The organism is Pseudomonas sp. YuFO20, assembly GCF_035064975.1.
Classification (GTDB): Bacteria; Pseudomonadota; Gammaproteobacteria; order Pseudomonadales; family Pseudomonadaceae; genus Aquipseudomonas; species Aquipseudomonas putida_AE.
In genome coordinates this window covers 22,972-40,820 of the sequence record NZ_JAXDEO010000020.1, presented here as the reverse complement: position 1 = coordinate 40,820, position 17,849 = coordinate 22,972, and the positions used below count along the sequence as shown (strand labels likewise).

Annotated in this window: 16 protein-coding genes; 8 read left to right on the top strand and 8 right to left on the bottom strand. The window is 61.7% G+C overall.

What is annotated here, in order from left to right:
• Positions 1–86: 86 nt before the first annotated feature.
• Both SOP85_RS13240 and SOP85_RS13235 read right to left on the bottom strand, forming a co-directional pair.
• Positions 87–755, bottom strand: coding sequence for a DUF3313 domain-containing protein (locus SOP85_RS13240; protein WP_274075467.1), 669 nt, complete (start codon positions 753–755; stop codon positions 87–89).
• Positions 755–1,069 carry a hypothetical protein gene (locus SOP85_RS13235; RefSeq protein WP_274075466.1) on the bottom strand — a complete coding sequence of 105 codons (315 nt, stop codon included), beginning with the start codon at positions 1,067–1,069 and terminating at the stop codon, positions 755–757. The genes SOP85_RS13240 and SOP85_RS13235 overlap by 1 nt, the downstream gene beginning before the upstream one ends.
• 164 nt (positions 1,070–1,233) lie before the next feature.
• Here SOP85_RS13235 and SOP85_RS13230 point away from each other — a divergent pair, with 164 nt between their 5' ends.
• The 5 genes from SOP85_RS13230 to SOP85_RS13210 all read left to right on the top strand — a co-directional run bounded on the left by SOP85_RS13230 (position 1,234) and on the right by SOP85_RS13210 (position 7,550).
• Positions 1,234–1,941, top strand: a complete 708-nt coding sequence (locus SOP85_RS13230) for a response regulator (protein WP_323627181.1) — start codon at positions 1,234–1,236, stop codon at positions 1,939–1,941.
• Positions 1,938–3,284 (top strand): ATP-binding protein, encoded by a 1,347-nt coding sequence (locus tag SOP85_RS13225; protein WP_323627180.1) that lies wholly within the window; start codon positions 1,938–1,940, stop codon positions 3,282–3,284. Before SOP85_RS13230 ends, SOP85_RS13225 begins: the two co-directional genes overlap by 4 nt.
• Positions 3,285–3,380: 96 nt before the next feature.
• Entirely contained in the window at positions 3,381–3,881 is a 501-nt protein-coding gene (locus SOP85_RS13220) for a sigma-70 family RNA polymerase sigma factor (RefSeq protein ID WP_323627179.1), read from the top strand.
• A 157-nt stretch (positions 3,882–4,038) separates the two neighbouring features.
• Positions 4,039–5,022: a FecR family protein gene (locus SOP85_RS13215; RefSeq protein WP_323627178.1), complete on the top strand. Its 984-nt coding sequence runs from the start codon at positions 4,039–4,041 to the stop codon at positions 5,020–5,022.
• 98 nt (positions 5,023–5,120) lie between these two features.
• Positions 5,121–7,550, top strand: coding sequence for a TonB-dependent siderophore receptor (locus SOP85_RS13210; protein WP_323627177.1), 2,430 nt, complete (start codon positions 5,121–5,123; stop codon positions 7,548–7,550).
• An 86-nt stretch (positions 7,551–7,636) separates the two neighbouring features.
• Here SOP85_RS13210 and SOP85_RS13205 read toward each other — a convergent pair whose 3' ends face one another.
• Positions 7,637–8,788, bottom strand: coding sequence for an MFS transporter (locus SOP85_RS13205; protein WP_323627176.1), 1,152 nt, complete (start codon positions 8,786–8,788; stop codon positions 7,637–7,639).
• Positions 8,789–8,957: 169 nt separating this feature from the next.
• Here SOP85_RS13205 and SOP85_RS13200 point away from each other — a divergent pair, with 169 nt between their 5' ends.
• Positions 8,958–9,950 (top strand): diaminopimelate epimerase, encoded by a 993-nt coding sequence (locus SOP85_RS13200; RefSeq protein ID WP_323627175.1) that lies wholly within the window; start codon positions 8,958–8,960, stop codon positions 9,948–9,950.
• A gap of 109 nt (positions 9,951–10,059) precedes the next feature.
• Here SOP85_RS13200 and codA read toward each other — a convergent pair whose 3' ends face one another.
• The 5 genes from codA to SOP85_RS13175 form a co-directional block, all read right to left on the bottom strand.
• On the bottom strand, positions 10,060–11,307 hold the full coding sequence (gene codA, locus SOP85_RS13195) for a cytosine deaminase (protein WP_274075458.1): 1,248 nt from the start codon (positions 11,305–11,307) through the stop codon (positions 10,060–10,062).
• Between the two features lie 522 nt (positions 11,308–11,829).
• Entirely contained in the window at positions 11,830–12,660 is an 831-nt protein-coding gene (locus SOP85_RS13190) for an alpha/beta fold hydrolase (protein WP_274075457.1), read from the bottom strand.
• A gap of 84 nt (positions 12,661–12,744) precedes the next feature.
• The gene (gene queD / locus SOP85_RS13185; RefSeq protein WP_008056290.1) at positions 12,745–13,101 is read right to left on the bottom strand and encodes a 6-carboxytetrahydropterin synthase QueD; all 357 of its coding nucleotides are present in this window, start codon (positions 13,099–13,101) and stop codon (positions 12,745–12,747) included.
• A gap of 75 nt (positions 13,102–13,176) precedes the next feature.
• Complete coding sequence (locus SOP85_RS13180) at positions 13,177–14,256, bottom strand: patatin-like phospholipase family protein (RefSeq protein ID WP_323627174.1); 1,080 nt, start codon at positions 14,254–14,256, stop codon at positions 13,177–13,179.
• Between the two features lie 103 nt (positions 14,257–14,359).
• A complete protein-coding gene (locus tag SOP85_RS13175; protein WP_323627173.1) occupies positions 14,360–15,058 on the bottom strand; it encodes a murein L,D-transpeptidase catalytic domain family protein in 699 nt (232 codons plus the stop codon).
• Positions 15,059–15,140: 82 nt separating this feature from the next.
• On the opposite strand from SOP85_RS13175, the gene SOP85_RS13170 reads away from it, so the two are divergent.
• Together SOP85_RS13170 and SOP85_RS13165 are read left to right on the top strand one after the other, a co-directional pair.
• Positions 15,141–16,901: a L,D-transpeptidase family protein gene (locus SOP85_RS13170; RefSeq protein WP_323627172.1), complete on the top strand. Its 1,761-nt coding sequence runs from the start codon at positions 15,141–15,143 to the stop codon at positions 16,899–16,901.
• A gap of 105 nt (positions 16,902–17,006) precedes the next feature.
• On the top strand, positions 17,007–17,795 hold the full coding sequence (locus tag SOP85_RS13165) for a lipopolysaccharide biosynthesis protein (protein ID WP_274075453.1): 789 nt from the start codon (positions 17,007–17,009) through the stop codon (positions 17,793–17,795).
• Positions 17,796–17,849 lie beyond the last annotated feature (54 nt).

Here is a 17,849-nt window from a genome sequence, read left to right as displayed (position 1 = left end):
GCCGGTGACTGGCATTGTTGCACTTTGCTACAGCCAGTCGATGCCTGCCTTTGGATTCCTGCCAGATTGCTTTGTGTGCCTGCCTTTTACTTGCGCATCGCCACATACGAATTGCGCAGGTCGCTGGCCCAGCCGTCGAGCACGCCCTTGACGTTGGCCGTGGTAATCACCTGCTTGTCGTTTTCCAGCGGTATTCCCGTGCCCTTGCGTACTACCGTGGCGACGAGGGTTTTGCTCCCGCCATCGAGAAAGGCGACCTCGGTGGCAATTTCACTGTCCTGGTCACGGATTCCGGTGGCGGTACTGACGCCTGCGACAACCAGGGTGATCGGTAGCCATTCGTAAAAGCGCAGGCCCTGGGTGCTGGCAGACACCCGGGTGATCGCCGGTCGCACGATCAGGGTCTTGGGTCCCGGAGTGTTGACCACGGTCAAGACCTTGCCCAGCTCATGCTTGAGCACCGCATCGTAGTACCAGGTGGTGTCGCCAAGGGTGGTCTGTGGCAGGCGTTCGCTCGGCTTGGGCTCCGGGTAGTAGCGGCTCGGTTCGATGTAGACCTGGGTGTAGCGGTCGAGCTCAAGCTTCGGGTTTACCCAGCTCAGTACCGGTTGGCCCGAGGGCGACTGGTGCTCCGTCAAGGTGCTGTAGTCGTTCAAAAAACCTGAATAGTTGTCCGGCGCGACGGTTTTGCTGCTGCACGCTGAGAGGGCGATGCTGGCGACTGCCAAAAGCGGCAGCGAGAAGAGTTTTCTCATCAAGGTGTTCCTGGGTGGAGGGGGGAGCTAGGCAGGTCTTCCGAGCATTCGATACGCAGATCGCCGTTGGCCATGATCCATTGGGTGAACTCGGCAATCGGAACGCGGTGGATGTATTCCACCCAGGTCCCGGTGCTCGGGCTGTATTGCTCGAAATAGCGGCGCAACACGACGTGGGTCCGATCATCGGTCAGTCCCAGGCACGCCTGCTGGAATAGAATCGGCTCGTCGTTCGCTGGCGCACTGGTGCGCTGGTTGAGGATCACCGTATGAGTGCTGTCGGTTGTCTCGGTCGCGTAATTCGATCCCTGCATGGAAGACCTCATGTATTGGAATCCGCGCAGGGTGCCGCAGGGCAGTAACGACCGTATGTCCGATTGATGTCGGGCGGGCAGGAATGTTTCCGGGTTGAAATATATGACCCTGGCCGCGGAATGGTTTTAGATACGCTCTTTTTTTGACCCTGGATCCCCTGAACGTGAGCAGACTGCTGATCGTCGACGACGATGTGGAAATCCTGTCCCTGCTGAAGCAGTTTTTTGTCCAGCATGCCTACGAGGTGGACCTGGCCACCCATGGCGAGGCCATGTGGACGATGATCGAGAAAAATCGTCCGGACATCATCATCCTTGACCTGATGCTTCCCGGCGAAGGTGGCCTGAGCCTGTGCCAGAAATTACGCGCGCAGACGGACATTGCAATCGTCATGCTGACCGCGATGGGTGAACTGAGCGACCGCATCGTCGGCCTGGAACTGGGCGCCGACGATTACCTGACCAAACCTTTCGACCCGCGGGAATTGCTCGCCCGACTGCGCGCCGTGCAGCGTCGCGCTGGCGAGAAAAGCCAGGGGCGCGAGCCGTCGCGGCCGATCATCACCTTTGCTGATTGGCACCTGGATATCACCTGCCGCGAATTGCGCTCGCCCGAGGGCGTGATGATTCCGTTGTCCGCTGGCGAGTTCGATCTGCTGTTGGTGTTTCTCGAGCATCCGCAGCGCATTCTCACCCGGGAACAGCTGATCGACCTGGCTCGCGGCCAGAACCACGAGGCCTATGACCGCAGCATCGATGTGCAGGTCAGTCGACTGCGCCGCAAGATCGAGCCCGACAGCAAGCGCCCGGACCTCATTCGCACGGTGCGTAATGGGGGCTATATGTTCTGCGCCAAGGTGACCCGCTCGTGATTCGTCGCCTCGATACCCTCAGGTCGCGGATTGCACTGACAATCGTCGCGGCGATGCTCGCTTCGCTGGCCCTCAATGGCCTGTTCGTGCAGCTGGCGGGCACCTGGGGGCGCCCGCCGATCGACCGCACCGGCCTGCTGGAGCAGATTGCCGCGAACGTCCGGGTGATCGAGGCGGCGCCCGTCCCGTTGCGCTCGTCATTGGCCCTCGCCGCGAGCCATCCGACGCTTGAGGTGGTCTGGCACGAACGGCGGGGCGATTTCCATCTGCCCTCGAACGGTACGCAGGTGGGGACTGAACATTCGCCGCTGCAAGAGTTGCTCGGTGATGTCCCCCGGGACATCCAGGTCTTCAATCCCGGCGACTGGCCGGACCACAGCCCCCAGGCGCACTACGTGGCCCTGGTTCAGCTACGCGATGGCAGCTGGCTGTCGTTCACGCCCCCGGAACGCAGCTGGGGGCTCGATTCCAATGTACGGATCCCGATCATCATTGCCTTGGGGCTGGTGGCAACCCTGCTGGTCGCCTGGATTGCCACGCGGCAACTGGCCAATCCGCTGCAACGTTTTGCCAGCGCCGCACGGCGCTTTGGCGATGACCTGCGCGCGCCGCCGATCAAGATCGAAGGCCCCCATGAGATACGCCAGGCAATCATTGCCTTCAACACCATGCAGGCACAGATCCGCCACTTTCTCGGCGAGCGCACACAGATGCTCGCGGCGATCTCCCACGACTTGCGCGCGCCCCTGACGCGGATGCGCCTGCGCAGCGAATTCATGGAAGACCTGGAACAGCAGCGCAAAATGGTCCGCGACATCGAAGAGATGCAGACGATGATCAACGCGGCGCTGGGTTTTTTCCGGGATGAAAGCCACGGGGAGCAGAGCACCGCATTCGACCTTTCGGAACTGCTGCAGACGATCGTCGACGACTTTCGCGACCAGGACATCGTCGTCGACTTCAGCGGTCCAGCCCATCTGGTGTACGAAGGCCGTCCGCTCGGGATCAAGCGGGTGATCGTCAACCTGCTGGAAAACGCCGTGAAATATGGCCAGAAACCGGCCATCGGGCTGACGGGGGATGGGCGCAGGGTCTGCATCGAAGTCAGCGACGAGGGCCCCGGTATCCCGGAGTCCGCCCTCGAACAGGTGTTCGATCCCTTTTACCGTCTGGAGACTTCACGCAACCGGGATACCGGTGGCGTGGGGCTGGGACTGTCCGCCGCGCGGGCGATCGTGCGCGAGCAGGGGGGGGAGCTGACGCTGCGCAATCGCAGCGGCGCGGGGTTGGTGGCGCGTGTTGAACTGCCGGGCGCTCGCGGCGCAAAGGCTATCGACCGTTAGTCGTTGATCGACCGTTAGTCCGCCCGGCCGCAAACCGTTGCCTTGGCTTAATAGGAAGCATTACTATTCACGCCCTCGCACCCACAGCACACCGCAATGACCCCCAAGCTGCCCCGCAGACACGGCTTTTTCGAGCACTACGAAGAGTTGGTTGGCACCTGGACCCGTCGCCTGAGAAACCGTCAACAGGCCGAGGACCTGGCCCACGATACCTTCGTGCGGGTGCTCGAGTCGGATTCGGCGGCGGTGCAGCAACCCCGGGCCTATCTGCACCAGACGGCGCGCAACATCGCGGTGGACGGTTATCGGCGTGAGGATCGGCGGGGCGCCATGGAGTCGGAGGCGATCGATCTCAGTGTGTCGTCATCCGGCGACCCGGAGCATTTCATGCAAGCGATCCAGTTGGCGGATTCCATCGAACGGGCGCTCACCGAGCTGCCCGTCAACTGCCGCAAGGTGTTTGTCTGGCAGAAAATCGAAGGCCTGACCCAGGCTGAAATCGCCGAACGCCTGGGACTGTCCAAGAACATGGTGGAAAAGTATATGATCCGCACGCTGCGGCATCTGCGTGACCGCCTGGATGAGTTGCAGTCATGATGTGCGGTGGCCTTGAAAATACCCGTAGGAGCTGCCGCAGGCTGCGATCTTTTGGCGGTCTTGAAGTGGCCGAAGATCAAAAGATCGCAGCCTTCGGCAGCTCCTACACCAACCGCATACCGCGTGATTTCTCATCCCCGGCCAAACAGGAACTTCCATGATGGATACTCGTGATTGTGCGTGCGGGCAAACAGCGGTTCGCGATGAAGCGGCGCGGTGGTTTGTGCGTTTTCAGGAACCCGCGGTCGATGTCGAGGCGTATCGCCAATTCGACAGCTGGCTGAACCAGCATCCTCAACACCGCAACGAATTCGAAGTGCTCCAGGGCCTGTGGAGCGCCGCCGACCTGCTGCCGACGACGCGTCTGCAGGCGTTGTGCGAGGAAGCACCGAATCGCAGCAAACGACGCCCGTTGCTGCGCTACGCGGTTGCGGCCAGTGTGTTGGCGATGGCCGTCGGCCTGGGGCTATTCAACGTTTTGCAGCAACCTTCGCCTTACACCGCCGAGTTTTCCACGGCGCTGGGCGAGCGTCGCCAGGTCGCCTTGCCCGACGGTTCGACGGTCGATCTGGATAGCCGCAGCCGCATTCAGGTGCGTTTTGAAAAGGATCGTCGCGCCATTGAACTGAGCGAAGGTGAAGCGCTGTTCAGCGTCGAACACGACAGCAACCGGCCCTTTGTGGTCGAGGCGGGTAGCGGCAAGGTCATCGTCACCGGCACGCGCTTCGATGTGCGCCGGGGCAGCAGCGACACTCGGGTGGTGGTGGAGCAGGGCACGGTCAAGGTGCAGGGACGCGACGCCGCCGCCAACGACTTCATCAGCCTGACCGCCGGCCTGGGCAGCCATGTCGATGCCGCGGGCAAGGTCGCGCCGGCCTACGCGGTCAATCCCGCCGAACTGACGGCCTGGCGCACCGGCAAACTGGTGTTCAACAACGCCAGCCTGGCCGACGTTGCCGAGCAGGTCTCGCGCTATCGGGAAAAGCCGCTCAAGGTCGGCAATGCCGCCGTGGGCAATCTGCGCCTGACCAGCGTGTTCAAGTCCGACAATACCGACGCCTTGCTCAAGGCCTTGCCGAACATCCTGCCGGTGGCCGTGCGCACCCTCGACGACGGCAGCCAGGAAATAATTTCAAAATAAAATTCAGGTTTTTTTCGAGTTCATCGTCTTCCTGTTCAACTGCAACTGGTTTGCATTAACAAGCGCACACTCTTGCGATCTTCAGGATTACGTTCGACGTGAAAAAGACCACCGCTAAAAACAACAAATCCACTTGGTTGCCGCTGGCCCTTGCACTGGCGGTCAACTTGGCGCTGCCTCAGGCATTCGCTGCCGACGCTATCCAAATTCCGGCGCAACCCCTGGGTCAGGCCCTGAGTCAGCTGGGCCAGCAAACCTCGCTGCAGGTTTTTTTCAGTCCTGAACTGGTGGCCGGCAAACAGGCCCCGGCGGTGGAAGGCAATATCGCGCCGGAAGAAGCGCTGCGCCAGTTGCTGCAAGGCAGCGGCCTGCAGTACCAGATCGATGAAGGCTCGGTGACGTTGCTGCCAGCCGCGGCAGCGACCTCTGCGGCGAACGGCCCGCTGGAGCTCGGCGTGACCGACATCAAGGTGGTGGGCGACTGGCTCGGTGATGCCGATGCCGCGGTGGTACAGAACCACCCCGGTGCCCGTACCGTGATTCGCCGCGAGGCCATGGTCGAGCAGGGCGCAATGAATGTCGGCGACGTCTTGAAGCGTGTGCCGGGTGTCCAGGTGCAGGAGGCCAACGGCACCGGTGGTAGCGATATTTCGCTGAACGTCGGCGTGCGCGGATTGACCTCGCGCCTGTCGCCACGCTCGACTGTGTTGATCGATGGCGTACCGGCAGCCTTCGCCCCCTATGGCCAGCCGCAATTGTCCATGGCGCCGATTTCCTCCGGCAACCTCGACAGCATCGACGTGGTACGTGGCGCAGGCTCCGTGCGTTACGGGCCACAGAACGTCGGCGGGGTGATCAACTTCGTGACGCGAGCAATCCCTGAAACAGCCTCGGCGGAAATCGGCAGCACCCTGGAAACCTCCCAGCATGGTGGCTGGAAGCACATCGATACAGTTTTCGCCGGCGGCACCGCCGACAACGGCATGGGCGTGGCGCTGTTGTATTCCGCGGTGAACGGCAACGGTTACCGCAAGAGCAACAACGGCAATGACATCGACGACGTGATCCTCAAGACGCACTGGGCGCCGACCGATGTGGATGACTTCAGTCTCAATTTCCACTACTACGACGCCAGCGCCGACATGCCCGGCGGCCTGACCCAGGCCCAATATGACGCCGATCCGTTCCAGTCCGACCGCGACCACGACAACTTCAGCGGCCGGCGCAAGGATGTGTCGTTCAAGTGGATTCGGCAACTTGACGACCGCACCCAGGCCGAGGTGCTGACCTACTACACCGACAGTTTTCGTGGCAGCAACATCGCCGCTCGCGATCAGAAAACCCTCGGCTCGTTCCCGCGCACCTACTACACCTTCGGCATCGAACCACGGGTCTCCCATGTGTTCGATGTCGGCCCGAGCACCCAGGAAGTCAGCGTCGGTTATCGCTACCTGAAAGAAGCCATGCACGAAGAAGCCAGCCGCCTGGCGCTGGTCAACAACGAGCCGGTGGTGCGCCCGGGTTCGGACGGCCACGTCTATCAGGACCGTACCGGTGGCACTGAAGCCAACTCGGTGTACATCGACAACAAGATCGACGTCGGCAACTGGACCGTCACCCCGGGTATCCGTTTCGAACACATCAGCACCGATTGGCATGACCGCCCAGTGCTCGACACCGCTGGCAGGCCGGTGCCGGAGAAGAACCGCAGTATCGAAAGCAACGAGCCGCTGCCGGCCCTGAGCGTGATGTATCACATCTCCGATGCCTGGAAACTGTTCGCCAACTACGAGACTTCGTTCGGCAGCCTGCAGTACTTCCAGCTGGGCCAGGGCGGCACGGGTGACGAGACCGCCAATGGCCTTGAGCCGGAAAAAGCCAAGACCTACGAGCTCGGTACGCGCTACAACGATGAAGTGTGGGGCGGTGAAGTGACGCTGTTCTACATCGACTTCGATAAAGAGCTGCAATACATCAGCAACGATGCCGGCTGGACCAACCTCGGCGCCACCACGCACCAGGGGATCGAGGCTTCGGTGCACTATGACATGGCGGCCCTCGACCCGCGCCTGGCCGGCCTGACCGCCAACGCCGGCTACACCTACACCCGCGCTGTCTATGAAGGCGAGATTCCGGACTTCAAGGGCCGCGACCTGCCGTTCTACTCGCGCCAGGTGGCGACGGCCGGGCTGCGCTACGACATCAATCGCTGGACCTACAACCTGGATGCCTTCGCCCAGTCCAAACAACGCTCGCCGGGCGTGGCGGTGAACGCTGACGGCAGCTTCAGCAACAACTACATCACCGAAGGCACGGCGGATGGGCAGTACGGCGACATTCCGGGCTATGTCACCTGGAACGCGCGTGCGGGCTACGATTTCGGTCCGCAGGTGTCGAACCTGAAGCTGGGGGCCGGGGTGAAAAACATCTTCGACAAGCAGTACTTCACCCGCTCCAGCGACAACAATGCGGGCATGTATGTGGGTACGCCGCGCACGTTCTTTGTGCAGGCCAGCGTCGGGTTCTGACAGACCGAGGTGCCTGCATTCGCTGGCAAGCCAGCTCCTACAAGGGTCGCGCAAACCCTGTAGGAGCTGGCTTGCCAGCGAAGCTTTTAAACCTTCAACACCTTCCCGCCAATCGCCACCGCCAGCAACAACAGCGCCATCAAGCCGAAGGCAAAACTCAAGCTGGCGGCATGGGCGACAAATCCGATCACCGCGGGCCCGGCGAGTATGCCCGCGTAACCCAGGGTGGTAATGGCCGGCACGGCGATGCTTTCCGGCATCACGGTTTGCTTGCCTACTGCGGTATACAGCACCGGCACGATGTTGGAACAGCCGGCGCCCAGCAATGCATAACCCACCAGCGCCGCTTCCCAACTGGGGGCGAACGTGGCCAGGCACAGCCCGGCCGCCGCCGTCACCCCGCCGAAGACAATGACCCAGGTCGCACCCAGGCGCCGCACTATCGAATCGCCGGTCAGGCGACCCACCGTCATGGTCAGGGCAAATGCTGCGTAGCCCAAACCGGCATAGGCCTTGTCGATGCCGCGTTCCTGCGCCAGGAATACCGCGCTCCAGTCCAGGGCGGCGCCTTCGGCGAGGAACACGATGAAACACATCCCGCCGATAAACAGCACGATGCCGTGGGGAACCGCGAACGCCGGCCCCGAACTTTCGCTGCCATAGGGCAGCATGTGCGGTGCAGCCTTCAACAGCGCAACCAGCAGCAGGACAATGACCACCAGCATCGCGCCCAGCGGCGCGAGCCCCAGGCCGAGCAGCGCACTGACGCCCGCCGCGCCGACGATTCCGCCCAGGCTGAACAAGCCGTGGAACCCCGACATCATGTTTTTGCCGCTGGCCCGTTCGACGATCACCGCTTGCAGGTTCACCGTCGAATCCACAGTGCCCAGGCCCGCGCCGAACATGAACAGTGCGCCAATCAGGGCTGGAATCGACGTTACCGTAGCCAGCAGCGGCAGCGCCGCACAGATCAACAGGGTGCCGCCGGTCGCCACCTTGCGGCAACCGAAGCGCGAGGCCAGGAGGCCGGCCACGGGCATGGCCAGTATCGAGCCGACACCCAGGCACAGCAGCAGCAAACCCAGGGTGCCTTCATCCAGCCCGGCCCGCGCCTTGGCATAGGGCACCAGCGGCGCCCACGCGGCGATACCGAACCCGGCGATGAAAAAGGCGATGCGCGTGGACATCTGTTCCTGGCGTCCTGGCACGAATGAGGTCCGGGTGTTGAGGTTGGTCATATCAATCCTTGGCAAAAAACGTCGCGTCTGCAAGGGACAATGACTTGCCCCGTGGGTTCGTTCAGCGGTCGTGGCGTCCTGCACGCCGACAGGCTGACATCCTTGCACAGCCGGACCCTGTTTCGCGATATGTTGTGCCAAAGCCAAATATCCAGCAGGGAGGGGCGCCATGGCGCGGATGTACGATGCACGGGGCAATATCTACGGGGTGTTGGCGCCAGAGACGCTGCGCCGGCAGGGCATCGATGTGCCCGATCAGGCCGACCATGCCGCACAGACCCGTGAGGCCTGGACGCTGGCGGCCATCGAAGCGTGCTGTGCCTGGGCGCCCGGCACGCAACCGCCGGGCAGCAAGGATCATCGCAGCGACGGCTTGCTGGTCGGCCCCTTTCAGTCAGCGCCGCCCTTTGATCTGTTGATCGTCAATACCGACGGCACCCTGGCCGAGCGCAGCGGTAACGGGCTGACGATTTTTTCCCAGGCGTTGAGCGACCAGGGGCTTTTTCCCGGCGACGAAGCCTGCGTGCTCAGGGTGCATCACGACAAATCCGACACGCCTTCACCGGGGCAGACCGCAGTGAAAGCTGCGCAAGTCGAGGGCGTGCAGGGTTTCTGGCTCGACCTGGGCCAGCCTGGATTCGGGCCGTCGGCGGTCAGTGCCGTTGGCGTTGAAGCTGCCCAATTGAACGGGTGTGAGCTCAGTCACGTGCGGCAATTGTCGGCGCTTAATGGCGCCTGGTCGCGCAGTCAGTTAGTACGGGTCGGCAATCCCCATTGCGTGACGCTGGTGGACGGCGCCGAGGCCTTGCCGAGCAATGAGCAGATGCGCGAGCCGGCGATGGGCGAAGGGCTGACGCGTATCGCGTTCGCCATGCCGACCGGGGCCGGGCAGCCTTGTGCGGCGGGGATCAATTTGCAATGGGCGATGCATGAATCCGGGCAGTGCGTGGTTGCGCGAGTGTTCGAGCGGGGCGAAGGGCCGACGGCGTCCTCGGGGACGAGTGCGACGGCGGTGGCGTGTGCGGCGTGGCGGGTCGGTTGGGTCCGCGCTGGCGAGGTGAAGGTGACGATGCCTGGTGGCACGGCGCCGATTTTGCTGGAAGAAGAGCTGGGAGAGCTGAGTCGGGTCAGCCTGTTTGGTACGGCTCGATTGATCGGTTGAATTTGAAGTCGCCTTCGCGAGCAAGCCCGCTCCCACAGTGGGTCAGTGTTCGCAATCCACTGTAGGAGCGGGCTTGCCCGCGAAGGGGCCAGCCCAGTCACCGCAACCTTCAGATCTGCTCGCCGGAGAACTCCACCACCGGCATCGTCCGCTTCATCAACACCTTGCCGCCACGCACCGAATACAGCGGCAAGCCCTGGCTGCGAATGACCTCGTAATCGTTCTCCGCGGACAGGATCAGCAAGTTCGCCGGCCGTCCGGGTTCAAGCCCGTAGCGCTCATCCAATGCCATGGCCCTGGCGCTGTTGACGGTGACCAGGTCCAGGGCGTTTTGCAGGTTGCGATAACCGAGCATGTGACAGATGTGCAGGCCGGCTTCGAGCACCCGCAGGATGTTGCCATTGCCCAGGGGGTACCAGGGGTCGACGATCGAATCCTGGCCGAAACACACGTTCATGCCGGCTTCCAGCAGCTCGTTGACCCGGGTCACGCCCCGGCGTTTCGGGAAATTGTCGAAACGCCCTTGCAGGTGGATGCTTTCGGTGGGGCAGGAGACGAAGCTGATCCCCGCGTGCCCGAGCAGGCGAAACAGCTTGGCGCAGTAGGCGTTGTCATACGAGCCCATCGCCGTGGTATGGCTGGCGGTGACCCGCGAGCCCATGTCGCGGCTGCGGGCTTCTTCGGCCAGCACTTCGAGGAAGCGTGACTGCGGGTCATCGGTTTCATCGCAATGCACGTCCACCAGGCAACCGGTGCGCTCGGCCAGGTCCATGAGGAATTTTATCGAGCTGACGCCCTGGTCGCGGGTGTACTCGAAATGCGGAATGCCGCCCACCACATCGGCACCCATGCGGATGGCTTCTTCCATCAGCTCGCGGCCATTGCGGTACGACTCGATGCCCTCCTGGGGGAATGCGACGATCTGCATGTCGACCAGATGCCGGCTTTCTTCGCGCACCTCGAGCATGGCCTTGAGCGCGGTGAGCTGCGGGTCGGTGACGTCGACGTGGGTGCGCACGTGCTGGATGCCGTGGGCGGCAAGGGCCTGGAGGGTTTTCCTGGCGCGCACCTTGGTGTCTTCCTCGGTGATGGTGACCTTGCGCTCGCCCCAGCATTCGATGCCTTCGAACAGCGTGCCGCTCATGTTCCAGCGCGGCTCGCCAGCGGTGAGGGTGGCGTCGAGGTGGATGTGCGGTTCGACGAAGGGCGGCACCACCAGGTTGCCACCGGCGTCCAGATCGTCGGGACCCAGGGTCGGCGCTTCGGTCTGCCGGGCGATGTTGCTGATCAGGCCGTTTTCCAGGTGCAGTTCATGCAGGCCTTCCTGGTTGCGCAGCCGGGCGTTGATGATGTGCATCGGGCAGATCCTTTCAGAGAACCGTTGGGACGATATCTCTACGTTAGCTCGGCAGCGGCAAATGCCGCCAGCGGTCTTTTTTAGCGCCGCCATATGTTTTGTTGACCGCGTACATATCCATTCCTGCGGTAACGGCCACTTATGGTTTCGCTCTTACAGCGAGTCACTTGGAAAAACGGAACGCCGCCCGGCCCCAAGTAACCAAGGGCTCTTGCCCCTGGCGTTCGGTGCCTCGCTGGGGCTCGGCATGCCCTCGCTCCGGTCCTGCTCCGTGGGCCCGCCGCGCTGGGCCATCCATGGCCCAGCGCGGCTAAACCGGCATCCATGCCGGTTTGCCCACTGCGCAGAACCTCCACTCGGCCTCTCGATGGGGCAAGAAAATCAAAAGCAAAAGCAGAGCAAAAGCCAAAGCGAGGCGAGCTAACGCTCGACCTCGTTGTCAGGTGGTGCGCGTTCCCCTGTAGGAGCTGGCTTGCCAGCGATGGCGGCCTCAAGACCAACCCAATGTTCAAGGCGGCCGCGTCAAACCGTCATGTTCAACGGCAAAAAACGCATCAATGCAGCGACAACGGCTTCCGGTGCATCTTCCTGAACCAGATGCCCGGCTTTGGCCACCGCATGAAACTGCGCCCCCGGAATCATGGCCTGCAGGGCCCGCCCGCGATCGATGGGAATCCACTGGTCGTCCTCGCCCCAGAGAATCTGCACCGGGCAGCGAATCGTCGGGTACAGCCCCTCGGCCTCGCGGGTGTAGCGCTCGTCCATCTGCGCGATCTGGCGATAGAACGCCGCCTGCCCCGGATCGCCCAGCCACGGTTGCACATAGGGTGCGAGTTCGTCATCCGGGATGTCGCGCTTGATCGCCCCGCGGATATAAGCCGGGACTATGGCCCGCTGAATGTAGTCCGGCACACCGCTGAACGCAGCTTGGTGCTGACGCACATGTTGCACGAACGGCGAACCCCAGGGCGTCAGTGCCACCGGGTCGATCAGCGTGAGGCTGCGGTAATCCTTGCCGTTGAGCAAATGGCAGCGCAGGGCGGTTGCCCCGCCAAAGTCGTGGGCCACTACGTCCGGGTGATCCAGGCCCCAGTGTTCCAGCAACTGCGCCATTAACTGGTTTTGCACACCCAGGGAGACGTCGCCATCGACCTTTTCCGATTGCCCGTAGCCCAGCAGGTCGAAGTAGTGCACCCGATGCGTGGTGATGAAGTGCGGCGCAATCCGGTGCCAGACATGGGAAGAGAAGGGCGTGCCATGCACGAACACCAGCGGCGGGCCATCGCCGCGCACGGCATAGCGAACGGAATGCCCATTGAAGCGATAGCTTTGAGCCAGCGGCCAGTCAGTCATGTGCGTGTCCTCTTGGCAGGTGCGAGCCAAAAAGCATAGGCATAAAAAAACCACCGGTCTCGGTGGTTTTTTTGATCGATTGGCTCACTCGCCGCGATAGATGCACCCGCTGGTGCAGGTCTCGTGAATCCGGATGGCGCTCAATTCCGGCAGCAGCGGCTTGAGCTCAGCCCAGATGAATTTGGCCAGCACTTCACTGGTCGGATTCTCCAGGCCAGGAATATCGTTCAGGTAGTTGTGGTCCAGACGCTCATACAGCGGCTTGAAGATCGCCTTGATTTCCGAAAAGTCACGAATCCAGCCGGTGTGCGGATCGAGGTCGCCACTGAGGTGAATCGCCACTTTGAACGAGTGACCGTGCAGGCGGCCGCACTTGTGGCCGTCCGGGACGTGGGGCAGGCGGTGGGCGGATTCGAAGGTAAATTCTTTGAAGATTTCCACAGTGGTTTCAGCTCTGTTCAGGTGGCGATCGCCGCGGCGATGTGGGCAGGTGGCGAGTTTAACAGCTTGTCCTGACTAAAGGGTCAGCAAGCGTTCGGCGAGACGACCGTTGGCCGCCAGTTCGAGAAACTCGTCGCCCAGGCGGCGGCTTTCATCCATGGTCGTGCGCCAGTATTTCTGACGGCTCGGGGCGTCGCCCATGAAACGCTTGAAGTCATTGCGGTCTGGCAATTTGCCATAGGGCAGGCGCGCCAGGTGCTCCTTCGAAGGCGCCAGCAGCAGCACATCCTGCAAGCGCTTGGGGCAGGCGCGACGCCATGGCAGGGTCTTGTCGAACCAGCCGGGAATCACCCGGTCGGTGAAGTGCGGATAAAGCACGATGTCGTTGCCGCTGTAGGGCAAGTCCAGGTGATAGTCCAGCAGACCGCCATCGCGGAATGTACCCGTACCTGCGCCAGGAAGATGACGCACGCCTTCCATCACCATCGGGATAGAACCCGAGGCGAGCAGGGCTTGGCGCAGATTGGCGCTGTCCAGGGCGACGAAGCGCGACGGAAAGTCGTTCAGCGCGTTGACCGGCGGTGCCAGGCGCGGATCGTGGATGATCAGCCGCTCGAAGTGCCGGGACAGCCGCGCACGACCGCGCAGGTTGTCGGCGATCACTGACGACAGGCCCAGGCCCAGTCGGCCCCGGTGGTCGTCCGCGAGCAGTCCGTGGCTTTTGACCACCATGATATTCAAGCGGTAATGGGGGTTGTCGAGCACAGCCGCGTCACGCCCGTCGAGCAGATCATCGAGCATGCGCCGGGAGCTTTCGCTGATCTGCGCCATGGTCACGCCTTTGGCAAAGTTCTGCTCGGTGTACAGCTGGCCGAGGCGCCGCAGGCCTTCGGCGGCATCCGGCAGGCAGGCACTGGCGAAACGCCAGGAGCCCACCGATGCACCGATCAACGAGCGCTCGCGCGGCACCGCCGGCAACCATTCGCCAAACAAGGCCAGGTCCAGTCCCTGAATGCCCAAGGCCTTGGGACCGCCGGCGGCACCGGGCAGCGTGCCGACATCGGCGGCGCTCAAGCCGTTCTGGCGAATGCGTGCCAGTGCCCGGGCGCCGGCCTTGAGCGTCAGGGAGGGGAACTTGATATGGATAGCGGTCATACCGGTCTCGAATGCGGGCGAACCGGCGGATTATAAGCGTGCTTACACGCAATTTCCCTGACGTGGTTCCCGTCTTTGGCCGATGACCGCTTGCGTGGGCCGTTTACTGGCGTGAAGTGACTTTGTCCGACGAGGCTACAGTACCGCCGCCGCAATTGATGTAAGAAGACGATTTCAGCCAACGCTGGTCCGGATAGTAGGAAAACAGCAGCTGTCCATCCTTCATCGAGTCAATCAGGCGATGAGCGATGGCGGGCCTGACCGCCGGGCAACCCAGGCTCCTGCCGATCCGGCCGTTGGCGCGAGCCAGCACCGGGCTGACATAGGGCGCGCCGTGAATGACGATGGCCCGGTCAAAGGCGTTATCGTTGAAGCCAGGCTCCAGGCCTTCCATGCGCAAGGAATAGCCGTTCTTGCCGACGTAACTCTGTTGGGTGCGGTACAGGCCAAGGCTGGTGGCGAAGCTTTCATTCTGGTTGGAAAACTGGGTGGTCATGTTTTCGCCGCTGTTGCGGCCATGGGCGACAAGTTCGTGGAACAGCAGCTTGCGTTTTTTCAGATCGAACACCCACAGGCGTTGTTCGGTCGAAGGTAGGGAATAATCGATCACTGCTAGTCTCTGTGCCGGAACAGAGCCTTGGGCGCGGGTACACTGTGTGGCGCGAACTGCCAGGGCAATGACCTTGGCATTGGCGTTTGGAGCCGCTTTGGCCAGCGCGACTTCGAGCGAATCGGCGTAGGCTGACGGGAGGATAGCCGACGTCAGCAACAGGGCTGTCAGGCTAAAGCGATGTAGCGCCATAAAAATGTCTCTTCAGGAATATTTCGAGTCTAGCAGTGAGTTGGACGCTAGCCCTTTGATTACAGGCGATTAAGGATTATCCATGGGTCAATTAACAAGGTCATTCGTCATAAGCCGTGTATTTTTTATGGTCTTTCTGATCAGCGGCGCTGCGATGGGTGAAACTTCGCCGATCGTGCCGGTATCTCCGGCGCCAGTGAGTGTGCTCGGTGCTGCGCCCGATGACGTCGTTGGTCAGGCCATCCAGGCGGAGCTCGAACCGCTGCAATCTTCATTCCCGCCTCTGTTGACCTCGCGCAAACATCAACGGGTGGATGTCGCCCGGGTAGTCCTGGATTTCTATTCGCATCGCAATTTCCGCGCCGCCTGGACCAACGGGCGAGATGTCAGCCAGTTGCTCCAAGGACTTGATGGTACCCAGGCCGATGGCCTGATCCCCGAGGATTACCGGGCTGGCGAACTGGCCCAGGCGCAACTGGCGCTGCAGGCCACGGCGCCGACGCCGGCGCCGGCGCAATGGGCGGCTTTCGACATCGCGGCAACTCGTACGTACATCACGGCGCTGCTGCAGTTGCGCCGTGGCAAGGTAGATCCGGCCCGGTTGGATTTTCACTGGAACTTCGAGCCCGAGGGCATTGACCCGCGCGAGGATATGAACAGCTTCTTTACTGCCCTGGATGATCACGACGTCGCTCGTGCGTTCGTTCTGGCGCCACCTCAGGAGGCGGTTTATCGCAGCCTGCGCGAGAGCCTTGCGCAGTTGCGCCAGATTCGTGACGCCGGTGGTTGGCCAAAAGTCGCCGAAGGGCAGTCGCTCAAGCCCGGCATGGACAATGCCGCTGTCAGGCAATTGCGCGCACGCCTGGTGGCAGCCGGTTATCTGGACCCGCACAAATCGAAGCGTACCGATTACGACGACAGTGTCATCGCCGCGGTGAAGAAGTATCAGCTCGAACAGTACCTCGGCGCCGATGGCGTGGCGGGGGCGACGACGCTGGCGGCACTGAATGTGCCGGTCGAGGCGCGAATCGATCAGGTGCGGGTGAACATGGAGCGGGCGCGCTGGCTGCTCTATAAGCTGCAAGGCACGTTTGTCATCGTCGATATCGCCGGCTACAAGGTCGCCCTGTACCGCGACGGCCAGCCGGTCTGGCGTTCCCGGGTGCAGGTCGGCAAACCGTTTCGCAGCACGCCGGTGTTCCAGTCGGAAATCACCTACGTCACGTTCAACCCCACCTGGACCGTTCCGCCGACGATTCTGGTCAAGGATATGTTGCCCAAGATCCAGCAGAATCCGGGCTACCTCGCGGCCAACCGGATTCGCGCTCTGGACCGCGAAGGCAACACGCTCGATCCGTCGACCGTCGACTGGTCCAACGCGCGCGGCATCACGCTGCGCCAGGACGCCGGTCCGGAAAACTCACTGGGGCAGGTGGTCATCCGCTTCCCCAACGACTATGCGATCTACCTCCACGACACCCCCCATCGCGAGCTGTTTGCCAAATCCATGCGGGCCACCAGCTCCGGCTGCATCCGGGTGGAGAATCCGTTGCAGTTGGTCGAACTGCTGTTCAACGACCCTGTGCGCTGGAATTCGGCGGGTATTCAAAAGCAACTGGCCAACGGTAGAACCGAAAACATCAAGCTTCCCGTCAAGGTGCCCGTGCTGCTGGCCTATTGGACGGTGGACCTGAATACCGACGGACGGGTGACGTTCAAACCCGACGTTTACGGTTACGATTCCCCGGTGCTGCGACTCTTGAACCAGCCGTCCAAGTTGCCCGCTCTGGAGTTGCAACGTGCAGAACCGCCAATGGTGGTCACAGGCCAGGACAAATCGTAACCCCAGGCGTCTTTTCGAGATGCCGAGCCGAAGGTTTACCCGCTGAAAACTATCGACATGGAAGTGGGTCACAGTTGATCAATAACAGGGATAGAGACATTGACGATGGATGTTGCCGATAAAAAAATGACACACATCACAGATTCGTTTCGGGTGCATGATCTGGATGAGTGCCGCAACACTCAAACGGGTCCCGTGTTCATCGTGGCGTCGGGTGCGTCGGCAAAAGATTTCCCGTTACACAAGTATGCCGGCGTTCCAATGATCACCATGAACGGTGCCATTTCGAAATTCACCGGGACGGGGATCAAGCCGTACTTCTATGTCTGTACGGATCAGGGTTTTTCCGAGCAGCAACCGGAACTGTTTACCGAAGCCATGCGCCTCAGCGAGCGGGTTGCGCTGTGGGAAAAACATATCTGGCACACCTCGGTAAAGCCTCAGGGCAAGCTGTACTTGCTGAGCCGGGCACCCAGGCTTTCGTGGAGCGAATTTTTCAGGACAGACAAGGATTTGGTCAGGGTCCGCAGGCTAGGCAGTGGCCGCAACAAAACCCTGGGTTTCAGCAAGAATCTCAAACGTGGTTTTTTTGACGCCCGTACCGTCGCCTACCTGGCTTTGCAGCTTGCCTACCACCTGGGATTTACCCGGGTATTCCTGGTGGGCGTCGACCTGGACCCGACGGCGGGGCGCTTCTATGAGAGGTCGGGCAGTTTCGCTTCTCCCTGTGTGCTCGATGAGCATTTTCATACGCGAATCCTGCCGTCGTTCAAGATCCTGTCGCAGCAGGTGGTGAACAAGGATTTTCAGGTTTACAACCTGTCCGACATCTCGAAAATTCCACCGCGGGTGATCCCCCGGATGACGCTGCAAGAGCTCGACAGGTTGCTCTGACGGATCACGCGACATTAATTATTTCGACTCACTCTCGTGGTGCGAAAGCGCTGG

What these genes read in the sequence shown, in the direction of transcription:
- SOP85_RS13215 (WP_323627178.1), top strand. Translation starts at nt 4,039, where the DNA reads ATGATGGATACTCGTGATTGTGCGTGCGGGCAAACAGCGGTTCGCGAT.
- SOP85_RS13205 (WP_323627176.1), bottom strand. Translation starts at nt 8,788, where the DNA reads ATGACCAACCTCAACACCCGGACCTCATTCGTGCCAGGACGCCAGGAA.
- codA (WP_274075458.1), bottom strand. Translation starts at nt 11,307, where the DNA reads ATGCACATCATCAACGCCCGGCTGCGCAACCAGGAAGGCCTGCATGAA.
- SOP85_RS13220 (WP_323627179.1), top strand. Translation starts at nt 3,381, where the DNA reads ATGACCCCCAAGCTGCCCCGCAGACACGGCTTTTTCGAGCACTACGAA.
- SOP85_RS13200 (WP_323627175.1), top strand. Translation starts at nt 8,958, where the DNA reads ATGGCGCGGATGTACGATGCACGGGGCAATATCTACGGGGTGTTGGCG.
- SOP85_RS13175 (WP_323627173.1), bottom strand. Translation starts at nt 15,058, where the DNA reads ATGGCGCTACATCGCTTTAGCCTGACAGCCCTGTTGCTGACGTCGGCT.
- SOP85_RS13235 (WP_274075466.1), bottom strand. Translation starts at nt 1,069, where the DNA reads ATGCAGGGATCGAATTACGCGACCGAGACAACCGACAGCACTCATACG.
- SOP85_RS13165 (WP_274075453.1), top strand. Translation starts at nt 17,007, where the DNA reads ATGGATGTTGCCGATAAAAAAATGACACACATCACAGATTCGTTTCGG.
- SOP85_RS13180 (WP_323627174.1), bottom strand. Translation starts at nt 14,256, where the DNA reads ATGACCGCTATCCATATCAAGTTCCCCTCCCTGACGCTCAAGGCCGGC.
- SOP85_RS13240 (WP_274075467.1), bottom strand. Translation starts at nt 755, where the DNA reads ATGAGAAAACTCTTCTCGCTGCCGCTTTTGGCAGTCGCCAGCATCGCC.
- SOP85_RS13170 (WP_323627172.1), top strand. Translation starts at nt 15,141, where the DNA reads ATGGGTCAATTAACAAGGTCATTCGTCATAAGCCGTGTATTTTTTATG.
- SOP85_RS13190 (WP_274075457.1), bottom strand. Translation starts at nt 12,660, where the DNA reads ATGACTGACTGGCCGCTGGCTCAAAGCTATCGCTTCAATGGGCATTCC.